14 protein-coding genes are annotated in these 13917 nt (G+C 64.9%); 6 read left to right on the plus strand and 8 right to left on the minus strand.

Going from position 1 to position 13917, the window contains the following annotated elements; genetic code table 11:
* The first annotated feature begins 1107 nt into the window (after nt 1-1107).
* Both EAH73_RS08630 and EAH73_RS08635 read left to right on the plus strand, forming a co-directional pair.
* Nucleotides 1108-2010, plus strand: coding sequence for a histone deacetylase (locus EAH73_RS08630; RefSeq protein WP_140466091.1), 903 nt, complete (start codon nt 1108-1110; stop codon nt 2008-2010).
* 33 nt (nt 2011-2043) lie between these two features.
* Nucleotides 2044-3087, plus strand: a complete 1044-nt coding sequence (locus EAH73_RS08635; RefSeq protein ID WP_140466092.1) for a J domain-containing protein — start codon at nt 2044-2046, stop codon at nt 3085-3087.
* A 144-nt stretch (nt 3088-3231) separates the two neighbouring features.
* Here the strand turns inward: EAH73_RS08635 and EAH73_RS08640 are convergent, their stop codons facing one another.
* Nucleotides 3232-3960: a PD-(D/E)XK nuclease-like domain-containing protein gene (locus tag EAH73_RS08640; RefSeq protein WP_140466093.1), complete on the minus strand. Its 729-nt coding sequence runs from the start codon at nt 3958-3960 to the stop codon at nt 3232-3234.
* Nucleotides 3961-4040: 80 nt separating this feature from the next.
* Entirely contained in the window at nt 4041-4358 is a 318-nt protein-coding gene (locus EAH73_RS08645) for a hypothetical protein (protein ID WP_140466094.1), read from the minus strand.
* Between the two features lie 107 nt (nt 4359-4465).
* Here EAH73_RS08645 and EAH73_RS08650 point away from each other — a divergent pair, with 107 nt between their 5' ends.
* The 4 genes from EAH73_RS08650 (at nt 4466) to EAH73_RS08665 (ending at nt 9295) form a co-directional block, all read left to right on the plus strand.
* Nucleotides 4466-4885: an EamA family transporter gene (locus EAH73_RS08650; protein WP_140466095.1), complete on the plus strand. Its 420-nt coding sequence runs from the start codon at nt 4466-4468 to the stop codon at nt 4883-4885.
* Nucleotides 4886-5023: 138 nt separating this feature from the next.
* Entirely contained in the window at nt 5024-5824 is an 801-nt protein-coding gene (locus tag EAH73_RS08655; RefSeq protein ID WP_140466096.1) for a glucose 1-dehydrogenase, read from the plus strand.
* Between the two features lie 150 nt (nt 5825-5974).
* Entirely contained in the window at nt 5975-8596 is a 2622-nt protein-coding gene (locus tag EAH73_RS08660; protein WP_140466097.1) for an MGH1-like glycoside hydrolase domain-containing protein, read from the plus strand.
* 84 nt (nt 8597-8680) lie between these two features.
* A complete protein-coding gene (locus tag EAH73_RS08665) occupies nt 8681-9295 on the plus strand; it encodes a cyclase family protein (RefSeq protein WP_140466098.1) in 615 nt (204 codons plus the stop codon).
* A 90-nt stretch (nt 9296-9385) separates the two neighbouring features.
* Here the strand turns inward: EAH73_RS08665 and EAH73_RS08670 are convergent, their stop codons facing one another.
* From EAH73_RS08670 to EAH73_RS08695, 6 genes are all read right to left on the minus strand, one after another.
* Nucleotides 9386-10066, minus strand: a complete 681-nt coding sequence (locus EAH73_RS08670) for a type 1 glutamine amidotransferase domain-containing protein (protein ID WP_140466099.1) — start codon at nt 10064-10066, stop codon at nt 9386-9388.
* Between the two features lie 77 nt (nt 10067-10143).
* Nucleotides 10144-10455 (minus strand): putative quinol monooxygenase, encoded by a 312-nt coding sequence (locus tag EAH73_RS08675; protein WP_140466100.1) that lies wholly within the window; start codon nt 10453-10455, stop codon nt 10144-10146.
* 26 nt (nt 10456-10481) lie between these two features.
* The gene (locus tag EAH73_RS08680) at nt 10482-11480 is read right to left on the minus strand and encodes an NADP-dependent oxidoreductase (protein ID WP_140466101.1); all 999 of its coding nucleotides are present in this window, start codon (nt 11478-11480) and stop codon (nt 10482-10484) included.
* Between the two features lie 28 nt (nt 11481-11508).
* Nucleotides 11509-11961 (minus strand): MarR family winged helix-turn-helix transcriptional regulator, encoded by a 453-nt coding sequence (locus EAH73_RS08685; RefSeq protein ID WP_140466102.1) that lies wholly within the window; start codon nt 11959-11961, stop codon nt 11509-11511.
* 117 nt (nt 11962-12078) lie between these two features.
* On the minus strand, nt 12079-12969 hold the full coding sequence (locus tag EAH73_RS08690; protein ID WP_140466103.1) for an EthD domain-containing protein: 891 nt from the start codon (nt 12967-12969) through the stop codon (nt 12079-12081).
* 132 nt (nt 12970-13101) lie between these two features.
* The gene (locus EAH73_RS08695; protein WP_140466104.1) at nt 13102-13866 is read right to left on the minus strand and encodes a porin family protein; all 765 of its coding nucleotides are present in this window, start codon (nt 13864-13866) and stop codon (nt 13102-13104) included.
* Nucleotides 13867-13917 lie beyond the last annotated feature (51 nt).

Consider the following 13917-nt stretch of genomic DNA (forward strand, 5'->3'; position numbering starts at 1 on the left):
ATGGAGTTATTATAAGGACATGGCGAGCAAAAAAGTTTCTTGTGAGCGGGGCCCCTGCCCAAGAGTTCGGGGCGCTGCAGTGATTAAAAAAGTCGCTCCCGGGGCCTATAGGCCGTTTAAAGCGGGGTGGTCCGGCGAATTGCCCAAAGGGCTTCGTCAGGCCACTCTGGCGTTTGAACAGGGGCCCTGTTCTTTGGTAAGAGCGGCCCCGCGACTGAAAAAGTCGCCGGACTACCCCGTTTTACCCAGCCGCCCTTTCCCGTACCATAGCCGCGGAAAAGCTGCTGCTCTACACGCTGAATGCCGCGCTAAATACTTTCCGAATAGCTTTTTTATCGGCAATTAATCGTGCCTAATTAATTCGCACTGCTGCTTAATTAATTATTAGTGGGCGCATTTATCCCAGGCAAATAAAACGTGTTTTTATTTGTTAACTAATTGCATGAAAAAGCCCGGCTTTGGAGGAGCCGGGCTTTCGTTAGGTGCGCTATGCAGGCCGAATTTATCGGGGCATTTTACGCAGTAAGAAAGCACGGCCGCGCCGGTCCCGCGGGCCGCGATGGGGGCGGCGAACGGGCTGTTTGCTCAGGGGCTGGGCGGGGAGGAACGGCACGGGACGAATGACTAACTGGCTATGAAAGCGTCATTAAACAAAAAACCCGAGCGTTGTGGGCTCGGGCGGCGTCGGGTTTCAGCGGGGCTGAAATCAGGCAAACGTACCGAGCAGAGACAGCCGTTTTGGCTGCGTCTTGGCTGAAATACTGGTGCGGATCAGTTGGCGGTACATGGTTGTTTGCTTTTGGTGCGACAAAGGTTGAGGATTAATTTTAATTGCGCAACTAATTTTCAAATAATTAATAAATATTTTTTTGGGCGGTTAATTAATCGCTGAATTATTGCTTTAATCCTCCATTAATCCCGCAATAATTATTTCAAGTATTAACCCGCTATTATGTCGGCGTTACCCTGCCAACGTGGTAAGAGGCTTCCTTCGGGACATTAAATGGGCATGACAGGAGGCGAGCGGGAGAAGCAACAGGGCCCCACTGTTGCATGGTAGCTGGGGCCCTAAAAACATCCGCGGCGGTTTGGCGGTACCTGCCGGGTATGCCGCGCCTTGCTACTTCCGACCACTACACCCTGGACTTGCCCGCCGGGCACCGCTTCCCCATCGCCAAGTACGCCCTGATCCGGGAGCAGCTGCTGTGGCAGGGCGTGGCCGCGCCGGACGATTTTTACGAGCCCGGGCTGTGCGCGGAGGCCGACGTGCTGCGGGTGCACACCGCCGCCTATTGGCACCGGGTGCGCGACTTGCAGCTCTCGGCCCGCGAGGTGCGCAACTTGGGGCTACCGCAGAGCCCGCAGTTGGTGCGCCGCTCGCTGAGCAGCAGCGCCGGCACGCTGCAATCGGCGCTGGGGGCCCTGAAAAGCGGCATCGGCCTGAACCTGGCCGGCGGCACCCACCACGCCTTTGCCGACCGCGGCGAGGGCTTTTGCGTGCTCAACGACCAGGCCATTGCCGCCGCGCACCTGCTGACGCACGGGCTGGCGCGGCAGGTGCTCGTCGTGGATTTGGACGTGCACCAGGGCGATGGTACGGCGGCCATTTTCCGCGACGAGCCGCGGGTGTTTACGTTTTCGATGCACGCCGGGGCCAACTACCCACTGCGCAAAGAGCAATCGGACCTGGACATTGCGCTGCCGCTGGGCACGGGCGACGCGGCGTATTTGCAGATTTTATCCGATACACTGGGGCCCCTGGTGGACCGGGTGCGGCCGGACTTTATCTTCTACCAGGCTGGGGTGGACGTGCTGGCCACCGACAAGCTGGGCAAGCTGGCCCTCACGCCCGCTGGCTGCCAGCGGCGCGACGAGCTGGTGCTGGGCCTGTGCCGCGCCCGGGCCCTGCCGGTGGCCGTGAGCATGGGCGGCGGCTACTCCGAGCGCCTGGCCGACATCGTGGACGCGCACTGCCACACGTTTCGGGTGGCGTTCAACTTTTGGCCCTAGCCGGGCGTTATGTACCCGCTGCCGCTGCCTGCCATGAAGAAAATCGCTCCCTCCGCCTCTCCCCTGCCTGCGCCGGTGCGCGTACCCCGCACCCCCGTTATTACCGAAGCCTGCGCGCGGCTGGCGGTGGCGCAGTCCGAAGCCTGCGCCCCGAGCAGCATTGCCCAGTCTGCTTTTCGGCGGGCGCTGCTGGTGCTGGAGGGGCTGCGGGCGCAGCTGGCGGCGGCCCAGGAGGCCCGCGCCGCCGCCCGCCAGCGCTACTGGCAGCAGGTGGGCCCCGCCGCCGCGGCCGTGGTGGCTGCCCGCCGGGCCCTGTACGTCCCCCTCGAAGGGGCCCTGCTCACGCCCTACTTCAGCCGGCTGGAGGAAACCCAGATTGTGCAGTTCATCGTGGGCAATGCGGGGGCCCTCATCGAGCGGTTTGGCGAAGACGAGGCGGCCATAATGGCCCGGTACGTGCCCGCCCGCCGGGCCGCGCCACCCGCCGAGGCAGCCCCCGGGGGCCCCGGGGCCCCTGCTGATGCGGCGGCCGCGGCCCGGGAGCGGGCGGCCCAGGCGCGGGAGCAGGCCCGGGCCGAGCGCCTGGCGCAGGCCACCACCCTGGCGGCCCGCGCCGACCAGCAGCGCCTGCAAACCAGCGCCAAAACCGTGTACCGCCAGCTCGCCCGCACCCACCACCCCGACCTGGAGCGCGACCCCGCCCAGCAGCGCATCAAAACCGAGCTGATGCAGGAGATAACGGCCGCCTACGAGACCGGCGACCTCTACGCTTTATTGCAGTTGATGGCCGACTCGGCCCACACCGACGCGGCCGATGCCGACGTGCTCATTGCCTACACCCAGGCCCTGCACCGCCAGCAAATCGACCTCAGAAACCAGCTCAACGCCCTGCAAAACGGCCCCGACGGCCTGGGCACCAGCACCGGCAAAAAGCGCGAGCTGGAGCTGCGCCAAATCAAGCGCGACCTGCGCGCCGAGGCCGACTACGTGCAGCAAGTGGCCCGCCAGCTCCACGAAACCGCCGGCCTGCGCGAAATCCTGCGCGAGCTGGCCGCCGAGGGCCTGGACACGGTGTAGCGCGGCTGAAGCGCGTCCGCGCTGTTGAACGAGCGCGGCGCGTGTAGCGTGGACTTTGTAGTCCGCGGCCCTCGCTTCGTCCTGCCAATAATCGTTGGGCGACCGTTCAAAAACGCGGACTACAAAGTCCGCGCTACAGCTTTGCTATAGCTCTTCGGCGCTGAGGCCCAGGGCATTTACGGCGGCTTGCACGGCCTCGGCGCGGTAGGCGGGCGCGGTGGCAGGGGCTTGCAGCAGGCGCAGCAGGCGGTGGTATTTCTGGCGGCCTTCGGCGAGCATCTGGTCGGTTACTTCGAGGGGAAACACGCCGAAGGGCTCCGACTTTTGCACGCCCACCAGCAGGAACCGCTCGGCGCCCAGGGCGTCGGTGTAGAAGGCGGCCTGGCGGTCGTAGTCGTAGGCCGAGCACTGCCAGCGGAAATGGTCGGCGTCGCGGGCGTTGGTGGTTTTGAAGTCGACGATGGTGTAGGGCAGGCCGGGCGCGTCCACCACCAAGTCGGCGCGCAGCTTGCAAAGCGTGCCGGTTTGGGGCTCGGTGAAAAGCACGCTGGGCTCGGGGGTGCCGGCCTCAAGCAGGCGGTTGAGCTCGGTATTGAGCTTTACACCCTCCACCAGCCACCACACCAGCGTATCGTTCAAGCCAGGCTGGCCAGCCTGGTAATCAGCGGGTTCGAGCAAAGCGGTGTGGAAGGCGGTGCCAAAGCTGAGGGCCCCCTGGTTGCCGCCGTCGGTGCGCGGGGGGCGGCCGTCGAGGGCGTCGCGCAGGCGCGAAAGGTCGGAGTTGGCAATGGCGGGCAGGGCCCGGTAGGTGTCGTAGTCGAGGCGCAGCAGGTCAGGCCGGCGGAAGGCGGGGTCGGCGGGAAGTGAGGACATGGTTTCTTAACAACAAAACGGCGTGTTTTGCTGCATCAGCGGCGGGATTTTCTTGGCAATCTTGCCAGCCAACGAGTTACCTACGGTTTCTTAGCAAACAGCAACGTAGTGTATCCTTGGGCACCAGAAAAAGTACTCTGCAACGCGTAGCCTTCCTGGTACAACTTATTCACGACTTTGTAATACCCTTCTCCGGAAGCACTCAACCGCTTGTCGCTGGCGCCACTGTCAAATTCCACTACTTCGCTTTTGCCTTCGCCCCGGGTAAGAACGAGGTGCACTTTGGTCGGGTATTCGTACACCCGCACCACTACAATTTCCGGGCTCGCCGTTTGCGCAGCGGCGGGGCGGGCGGCGAGGGCCAGCAAGCACGCGCTCAAGAGGAGTAGCTTTCTCATGGCAGCGAAATAAAGCCGGCGGCGTGAATGCCGGCTGAGCGCGCGGGGCGAAATGCGCGTATGCCTTTTCAGCGGCGAAATTTTCTGCCCATTTCTCTCGAAATTTTATGGCACCCTGGCTCCCCTACGCCCTGCTTTCGGCCGTGTTTGCGGCCCTCACCGCGCTGTTTGCCAAGGTGGGCATTAAGGGCGTCGATTCGGATTTGGCCACGGCCATTCGCACGGTGGTGATTCTCATCCTGGCCTGGGGCATCGCCATTGGGCGCGGGGCCACCGCCGGGCTGCCCGCGCTGAGCGGGCGCACGTGGGCGTTTCTGGTGCTGTCGGGGCTGGCCACGGGGGCCTCGTGGCTGTGCTACTTCCGGGCCCTGAAGCTGGGGCCCGTGGCCAAGGTGGCCCCCATCGACAAGTTGAGCGTGGCGCTGGCCATTGGGCTGGCGGTGGTGTTTTTGGGCGAAAGTTTGAGCTGGCGCACCGCCCTGGGCGCGGGCCTAATCGTGGCCGGCAGCATTGTATTGGCCCTCTAATAACCAACCCATTAGCCCCACACTAACGCGAGCTTAAACGGTTTTCTGTCAGCTTCTTCATCCCGATTTAATCTAACCCTGGGGGCCCTTGGCTCGTTTGCGGGGCAAGCTATTCGCTTTCACCAGCCTCTTCACACCATGCGCTTACAAAACCGCATCGCCCTCGTTACGGGCGGCAGCTCGGGCATCGGCACGGGCATCGCCCGCCAGTTTGCCGCCGATGGCGCCACCGTATTCGTCAACTACCACGGGGGCCCCTCCGATAAGGCCGACGCCGTAGTCAAGTCCATCACCGACGCTGGCGGCAAGGCCTTCGCCATTGCGGCCGACGTGAGCAAAGAGGCCGAGGTACAGGCCATGTTTGCCCACATCATCGAGCAGTGCGGCACGCTGCACATTTTGGTGAACAACTCGGGCCAGCAGAAGGACGCGGCCCTTGTGGACATGACCCTAGCGCAGTGGCAGCAGGTGATTGATGTGAACCTGACCGGGCAGTTTTTGTGCTCGCGCGAGGCGGCCCGGGAGTTCCTGCGCCGGGGGCCCCAGCCCGAAATTGCCCGCGCCACGGGCGTCATCCTGCACACCAGCAGCGTGCACGAAGTCATTCCGTGGGCCGGCCACGTGAACTACGCCACCAGCAAGGGCGGCATCATGCAGCTCATGAAAAGCACCGCTCAGGAGCTGGCACCCCACAAAATTCGGGTGAACAGCATCGGGCCAGGGGCCATCAAAACGCCCATCAACACCAGCGCCTGGAACACGCCCGAGGCCGAAACGGCCTTGCTCAAGCTCATCCCTTATGACCGGGTGGGCGAGGTGGAAGACATTGGGGGCCTGGCCGCCTGGCTTTGCTCCGACGAGGCCGACTACATCACCGGCCAAACCATTTTCATGGACGGCGGCATGACGCTTTACCCCGGCTTCGCCACCGGCGGCTAGGGCTTAGAATGTGCAGAATGTGGGAATGAGAAGGTGTGAAAATGTGCGGGCTGTGCCCGTTCGTCTTCCCGCCTGGCAGTTGCTGCTTATGGGCAGCGCCGGCCTTCCCAATTTCCACATTTTCACATCCCCACATTTCTACATTTTATTATGACTGCGGAACACGAACGCCTGCGCGACGTGGGGCCCTGGCGCACTTTTGGGCCCTACCTGGCCGAGCGGCAATGGGGCACGGTGCGCGAAGACTACTCGGCTAACGGCGAGCCCTGGAACTTCACGACCCACGACATGGCCCGCGCCTACGCCTACCGCTGGGGCGAGGACGGCCTGGGCGGCATCTCCGACGACCGGCAGCTGCTGTGCTTCGCGCCCGCGTTTTGGAACGGGCAGGACCCCATCCTCAAGGAGCGCCTGTTTGGGCTGAGCGGGCCCGAGGGCAACCACGGCGAGGACGTGAAGGAGGCGTATTACTACCTCGACAACACGCCCACCCACAGCTACATGCGGATGCTGTACAAGTACCCGCAGCACAAGTTTCCGTACGACTGGCTGGTGCAGCAAAACGCCAAGCGCACCCGCGACGACGCCGAGTTTGAGCTGGCCGACACGGCCGTGTTCCGGGAGGACAAGTACTTCGATATCTTCGTGGAGTACGCCAAGGCGGGGCCCCAGGACGTGCTCATCACCATCACGGCCCACAACCGAGGGCCCCAGGCCGCGCCGCTGCACGTGCTGCCCACGCTGTGGCTGCGCAACACCTGGGCTTGGGGCGATAAAGACGACTACTGCCCCGGCCTAAGCGCCGCCGACGCCGGCCGCATTGCCGTGCACCACCGCGACCTGCCCGGCCTGGCCCTGCACGCCGACGGGGGACCCGAGCTGCTGTTTTGCGACAACGAAACCAACGCGCCCCGCCTCTACCAGGCGGCCCCCCGGCCGGGCGTGCGCTTCTTCAAAGACGGGCTGAACGAGTACGTGGTGGGCGGCCGCGCCGACGCCGTGAACCCCGACCACAGCGGCACCAAGGCCGCGGCCCACTACGTCCTCACCATTGAGGCCGGCCAAAGCCAGACCCTGCGCCTGCGCCTGGGCCCCCAAGATTTGGCGGCGCCGTTTGCCGATTTTGACCAGCTGGTGGGCCAGCGCCGGCAAGAGGCCGGCGCCTTTTACGGGGCCCTGCAGCACGGCCTGGCCGGCGCCGACGCCCGCGCCGTGCAGCGCCAGGCGTTGGCCGGCATGTTGTGGAACAAGCAGTTCTACTACTACGACGTGCGCCGCTGGCTGGCCGGCGACCCCGCCTTCCCGGCCCCGCCCGCCAGCCGCCAGGAGGGGCGCAACGCCACCTGGACGCACGTGCGCAACCACGACATCATTTCGATGCCCGACAACTGGGAGTACCCCTGGTACGCGGCCTGGGACCTGGCCTTCCACGCCGTGCCGCTGGCCCTGGTGGACCCCGCCTTTGCCAAGGACCAGCTCCGGCTGCTGTGCCACGACCGCTACATGCACCCCAACGGCCAGCTGCCGGCCTACGAGTGGCAGTTTGGCGACGTGAACCCGCCGGTGCACGCCTGGGCCGCGTTTCGGGTGTTCAAGATGGACCAGAAGCACCACGGGGGCCCCGGCGACGTGGCCTTTCTGGAAACCATTTTCCACCGCTTGCTCCTGAATTTCACGTGGTGGGTGAACCGCAAGGACACCACCGGGCGCAACATTTTTGAGGGCGGCTTCTTGGGGCTCGACAACATCGGCGTGTTCGACCGCTCGGCCCCGATGCCCGCCGGCGTGTACATCGAGCAGGCCGACGGCACGGCCTGGATGGCCCTTTACGCCCTGAACCTGATGCGCATGGCCCTGGAGCTGGCCCAAACCAACCCCGTGTACGAGGACCTGGCCGGCAAATTCTTCGAGCATTTCCTGGCCATTGCCCAGGCCATGACCGGCTACGGGCCCCACGACATCGACATGTGGGACGAGGAGGACGAGTTTTACTACGACGTGCTGAAAACGCCCGACGGCCGTACCCCGCTCAAGGTGCGCTCGGTGGTGGGCCTGGTGCCGCTGTTTGCGGTGGAAGTGCTCGACGACGAGCTGCTGCAAAAATCGCCCAAGTTCACGGCCCGCCTGAACTGGGTGCTGGCCAACCAGCCCGAGCTGGCGGCCCTCGTGAGCCGCTGGCAGGAACCCGGCCAGGGCGCCACCCACCTGCTCTCGCTGCTGCGCGGCCACCGCCTCAAGGCCCTGCTGCGCCGCACGCTCGACGAGGCCGAGTTTTTGTCCGACCACGGCGTGCGGGCCCTCTCCAAGTTCCACAAAGACACGCCCTACGTGTTCCACGGCGACGGCCAGTCGTTCACGGTGACCTACGAGCCCGGCGAATCGACCACGAGCCTCTACGGCGGCAACTCCAACTGGCGGGGCCCCGTGTGGTTTCCGGTCAACTACTTGCTCATCGAGGGGTTGCAGCGCTTCCACCACTACTACGGCGACGATTTCAAGGTGGAATTTCCGACCGGCAGCGGGCAGTACAGCACCCTTTTGGCCATTGCCGATGAGCTCAGCCGCCGGCTCACCGGCCTGTTTTTGCGCGGCGAAAATGGCCAGCGCCCTTGCTTCGGCGCCGATGCCCAGCAGCAAACCGACCCCAATTTCAAAGATTACCTGCTCTTCCACGAGTACTTCCACGGCGACACCGGCCAGGGCCTCGGCGCCAGCCACCAAACCGGCTGGACGGGCCTTGTGGCCAAGCTGTTGCAACCAAGGGGCAAGTAATATCCGTAGCGTGGGCTCGGCGAGCCCCCGCGGCTGAATGTTTAACGCGCGGACTCGCCGAGCCCACGCTACACCCAATCTTCCATGAACTACCTCGATATCACCACGCCCATTTCCGACCAAATGGTGCACTGGCCCGACAACGCCCCGGTGCACTTGCGCCTCACACGCTCGTTTGCCTACGGCGACCCGGCCAACGTGAGCGAAATCAGCATGAGCGTGCACACCGCTACCCACGTGGATGCCCCGCGCCACTTCATCAAGGACGGGCCCGACGTGACGACGCTCGACCTGAACACGCTGCTGGGGCCCTGCCGCGTGGTGCGCATCCACGACCCCAAGCTCATCACGCTGGCCGAAGTAGAGCCGCTCGACCCGCAGCCCGGCCAGCGCATCCTCTTCCGCACCCGCAACTCGGACGCGGACTGGACGCACCAGCCTTTCAACCCCGACTTCGTAAAGCTCGACTTCCCGGCTGCGCAGTTCCTTCAGCAACGCGGCGTGGTGTGCGTGGGCGTGGACTACATCTCGGTGGGCGGCTCCGATACCCACCACGCCTTGCTCGACCACAACATCACCGTCATCGAAGCCCTCGCCCTGGGCGACGTGGAGCCCGGCGACTACGAGCTGATCTGCCTGCCCCTGCGCATCATCGGCGCCGATGGGGCCCCCTGCCGCGCCCTGTTGCGCCCGCTGTAGAGTAGGCCGGTTTACACAAACGCAAAGCCGCCCCGGGGCCCCTGTTGTAAGGGACTCCGGGGCGGCTTTGTGCTTAGGTAAGCTGAGAGGCTACTTACCCAACTGCTTGAGCAGCTCCTGGGCAGCGGGCTCCGACGAGGCCGGGTTTTGGCCCGTGATGAGGTGGCCCGCGGCGACTACGTAGGGGCCCCAATCGGCGCCTTTGGCGTAGGTGCCGCCGGCGTTTTTCAGCATGTCTTCGACTAGGAAAGGCACTACGTCGGTGAGGTGCACGGCCTCTTCCTCGGTGTTGGTGAAGCCGGTGACGGCCTTGCCTTTCACAAGCAGCTCGCCATCAGTGCCTTTCACGTGGCGGAGCACGCCGGGGGCGTGGCACACCAGGGCCAGCGGCTTGCCGGCGGCGTAGGCGGTTTCGAGCAGAGCGATGGAGTTTTTATCCTCGGCCAAATCCCAGAGGGGGCCGTGGCCGCCGGGGTAAAAGATGGCGTCGAAATCAGCGGCTTTGATGGTGTCGAGCAATACCGTATGGGCCAGGGCTTGCTGGGCGGCGGCGTCTTGCTTGAAGCGCTTGGTGGCTTCGGTTTGGGCCCCGGGCTCGTCGCTTTTGGGGTCGAGGGGCGGCTGGCCGCCCTTGGGCGAGGCCAGCGTGAGGTCGATGCCGGCGTCCTTAAACACGTAGTAGGGCGCGGCAAATTCTTCCAGCCAGAAGCCGGTTTTCTTGCCCGTGGTGCCCAACTCGTCGTGCGAGGTCAAAATCATGGCGATTTTCATAATCTTAGTCAGTTACAAAGTGGAAATAAAACCAGCCGCGCCCGCCCTAAGCGGGCGCGGCTGGTACGCCGCTGGCTTTAGCCTAGCAGCTGGTAAAAGGTGACTTTGCGCTCGGCCAGCAGCGGCACGATCTGGGCCACCACCAGGTCCTGGTAATGCGCCGAGTCGCGGTGCGCCTCCAGGGCGGCTTGGTCGGCGTACTGCTCGTAGAAAAAGAAGCGGGCCGGGTCGGCGGCGTCCTGGTGGGCCACATAGAGCAGGTTGCCGGGCTCGTGCTGGCGCACGGCGGCGGCGGCTTGCAGCATCAGCTGGCGCACGGTGGCTTCCTGGCCGGGCTGGGCGCGCCACTCGGCGGCCACGGCGATGATGTTCTGGGTTTCGGCACTCATAATTAAAGAAATAAGGGGGGCCCGGATTAAGCGACTTTCACCACGGCTTTGCCGGTGTTTTCGCCCTCGAATAAGCCCAGGAACGCGGCCGGAATCTGGTCGAAGCCATTGGTCACGGTTTCCTCGCCCTTGAGCTGGCCGGCGGCGTACCATTCGGTGAGCTTTTTTACGCCCTCGGGCCAGCGAGCGTGGTAGTCGCTCACGATAAAGCCTTGGAGCTTGGTGCTGGTTTTGAGCAGCTTGCCTTCGGGCCGGGGCCCCACCGGGGCGTCGGTGGCGTTGTAGGTCGAAATCTGGCCGCAGAGGGCGATGCGGGCGTGCTTGTTGAGCAGGTCGTACACGGCGTCGGTGATGGCGCCGCCCACGTTGTCGAAGTAGCAGTCCACGCCGTTGGGGGCGGCGGCGGCCAGGGCCCCGGCCAGGTCGGGCGTGGTTTTGTAGTTAATGGCCTCGTCGAAGCCCAGCTCTTTCAGGTAGGCCACCTTCTCGTCGGAGCCGGCGGTGCCCACCACGCGGCAGCCCTGGATTTTGGCCAGCTGGCCCACTATCGAGCCCACGGCACCGGCCGCGCCCGAGACAACCACCGTTTCGCCGGCCTTGGGCTGGCAGATGTCGAGCAGCCCAAAGTAGGCCGTGAGGCCGGGCATGCCCAATAGCCCGAGGAAGTAGCTGGCGGGGGCCTGGTCCGCGGGCACGCGCTGCACGGCGCTGGCCTCGGCCACGCTGTGCTCCTGCCAGGGCAGGTTGCCCACCACCACGCTGCCCACGGGCAGGGCTTCGCTGCGGCTCTCCACCACTTCGGCCACCACGCCGCCGGCAATGGGGGCCCCCACTTCGAAGGGCGCGACGTACGACTTGGCGGCGCTCATCCGGCCGCGCATGTAGGGGTCGACGGATACGTACAGGGTTTTGAGCAGCACCTGGCCCGCGGCGGGGGCGGGCACTTCGCGGGTTTCAAACTGGAAGTTGGCGGCTGTGGGCACGCCCTGGGGGCGGCTGGCCAATAGGATGGTGTTGGTATTCATAAGCAACGGTAATAAAAAACCCAGCGGCTTAGGCCAGCTGGGCCAAAATGTGGGTGAGGTGCACGCGCAGGGCCCCTACTTCGGCGGGCGACATGTTGACCTTGGCGAGCATTTGCAGGGGAATGTCGCCGACTTGCGCTTCCAGGGCGCGGCCGGCGGGCAGCAGGCCCACCACAACCGAGCGCTCGTCGCGCGGGTCGCGGCGGCGGCTGAGCCACTGCCGCTGTTCCATGCGCTTGAGCAAGGGCGTGAGGGTGCCCGAATCGAGCAGCAGCTTCTCCCCTAGCTCCTTCACCGTCAGCTCCTGGTGCTCCCACAGCAGCAGGAAAACCAGGTACTGCGGGTAGGTGAGGCCCAGCGCCTGCAAGTAGGGCTGGTAGGCCTTGGTGAGCTGCCGCGACACGGCATAGAACGGAAAGCAAAGCTGGCTTTCGAGCTTCAGTAAGGAGTTTTTGGCGTCGGGGGCGGGGGTAGCTTCCATAGGCTTCGGCTTTATAAACGGTGTTCGATTGCCTAATGTTTGATTGTGCGCAATTAAATTTTATAAAAGTAAAATACCCCAGTGGCCTTGCCAGGCCACCGGGCACCCCTCGCTCCGCTACGCCTGGGGCAGGAAGTAGGCCAGCACGTCGGCGCTGGTCTGGTTCAGGGCCCCAATCTGCTCGATGAGGCGGGCGGGACGGGCCCCGCGCTGGCCCGCCGTGGTCAGCACGCCGTCGCGGATGAACACGATGACGTCCTGCACCAAAAAGGCACCCAGCGAAGTCACCACGTCCTCAAAGCCGGCGGCCAGCGCCTCGTACTCGGCGCTGCGCAGGTAGCCCTCGGCCAGCAGCCGGTTTTCCCAGCGGATTTCCAGCGCGGCGGTGGTCAGCAGCTGGGCCGGCAGCCGGTGGCGCACGTCGGGGGCCGCGGGGGCGGGCTGGCTATTGTCGTAGGGCTCGGGCAGGTGCAGGCGCACCTTCAGGATGCCGGCCTGGGCGGCCAGCGACTCGGCCAGCCGGGTGGCGGCGACCCGCAGCGGCTTCAGCTGGGGCCCGTGCAGGTGCAGCAGCAGCCGGTAAGCGGTTTCCGGGGCGTTGGGCGTGGGGTTGGCGTCGTGGTCCACCAGGGTGCGGGAGCCGTCCGGCAGGTCGTAGGCCGCGTCTTGCCCAATGAAGTTGCGCTCGTCTTTGAACAGAACCGGGCTGGCTTTCTGAAACTTCCCCTGGTTTTTGGCCGAAGAAAACCCGATTTCCACCATGCCGTCGAGCACGCTGCCGTCGGCCTGCGCGCCCGGAGGCAGCGGCCAAAGGTTGGCGCTTTGCTCGCGGGCGAAGTGGTACTGCACGTAGTAGCCCAGGCCCGGCAGCCGGGCGCACAGGGGCCCGTGGGCATCGCTCCAGTAGTAGTGAAAAAGGTCGTTCGGCACGCCTTCGCGGCGGCGCAGAATGGTGTAGGTGAGCAGCTTGATGTTACTGTCGCGCTCCGAATAATCTGGCTTGGTCATGGGGCAAGGCGGGCGGTTGCGCAGGCAATGGCCCGCGGCGTAACCGGCCCGCGGTTGCCTTTCCCTACGGTAAACGCCCCCCCACCGATGCTCCTATTTCTGGCCCGGGGCCCTAAAAACGGCCACGCCGGCCTACAGGCTGAAGAAGTACGTGCCCGTGAGCTGCGCCACGCGGCTGTACGCCTTTTCGTCAGCAAAGCCGCGGCCAGGGTCGTAGCTCGTGCTGCTGGGCGCGAACAGCAGCGGCGGCGCTTGGTACAAGTTGCGCAGGCCCAGGCCGTAGCCCAGCTGCACTTGCAGGGGCCCCTGGCGGTAGCCCACTCCAAAGTTCACACCTGCATCGAGGCGCCGGTTGCAGGTGCCAGTGCCGTAAGCTACCCGGTTGTCAAAGTCAACCGGCCACGTGTCGATGGCCGGGCCTAAGTAGTCCCTGTACGTGCCGGTTTGGCGGCCGCCCACGGCCAGCGCCACGTAGGGCCCCGCGAAGAGTTGCAGGCCGTGGTCGCCGTGCAGGGTGTATACCACGTTCAGCGGCAGCTCCAGCCAATTGGTGCGGGTAGTGCCGGTCGCTATGCGGGCAGTGGCCCCGAATACGCCACCCGTGTAGCGGCCGGTGCTGAACTCGTTGCCTTTTTGCGAGAACAGCAGCGCCGGCTGAAACGCCAGCTTCCCGAAGCGGGCCTCGAAGGCCACGCCGGCTTGCCAGGCCAGCAGGGCCGACTTGTCGTTTTGCAGTTCGCCGGCCGGCAGATTGGACTGGTTGCTGGCCGGGTCCGTCGTGCTCAGGGCCCTATTGAGGCCGCCGCGCAGGCCGAGGCGGTAGGTGGTTTGGGCCGAGGCCGGGGCGACGCCAGCCAGCAGGGCGGCGCCGAGCGCGAGGGTAAATAGTGATTGCATAAGCACGGGCGGAAAGGCGTGGTGCTACCACGAGCCCGCTGGGGGCTAAAA

Source organism: Hymenobacter nivis (genome assembly GCF_006439025.1).
Taxonomy (GTDB): Bacteria; Bacteroidota; Bacteroidia; order Cytophagales; family Hymenobacteraceae; genus Hymenobacter; species Hymenobacter nivis_A.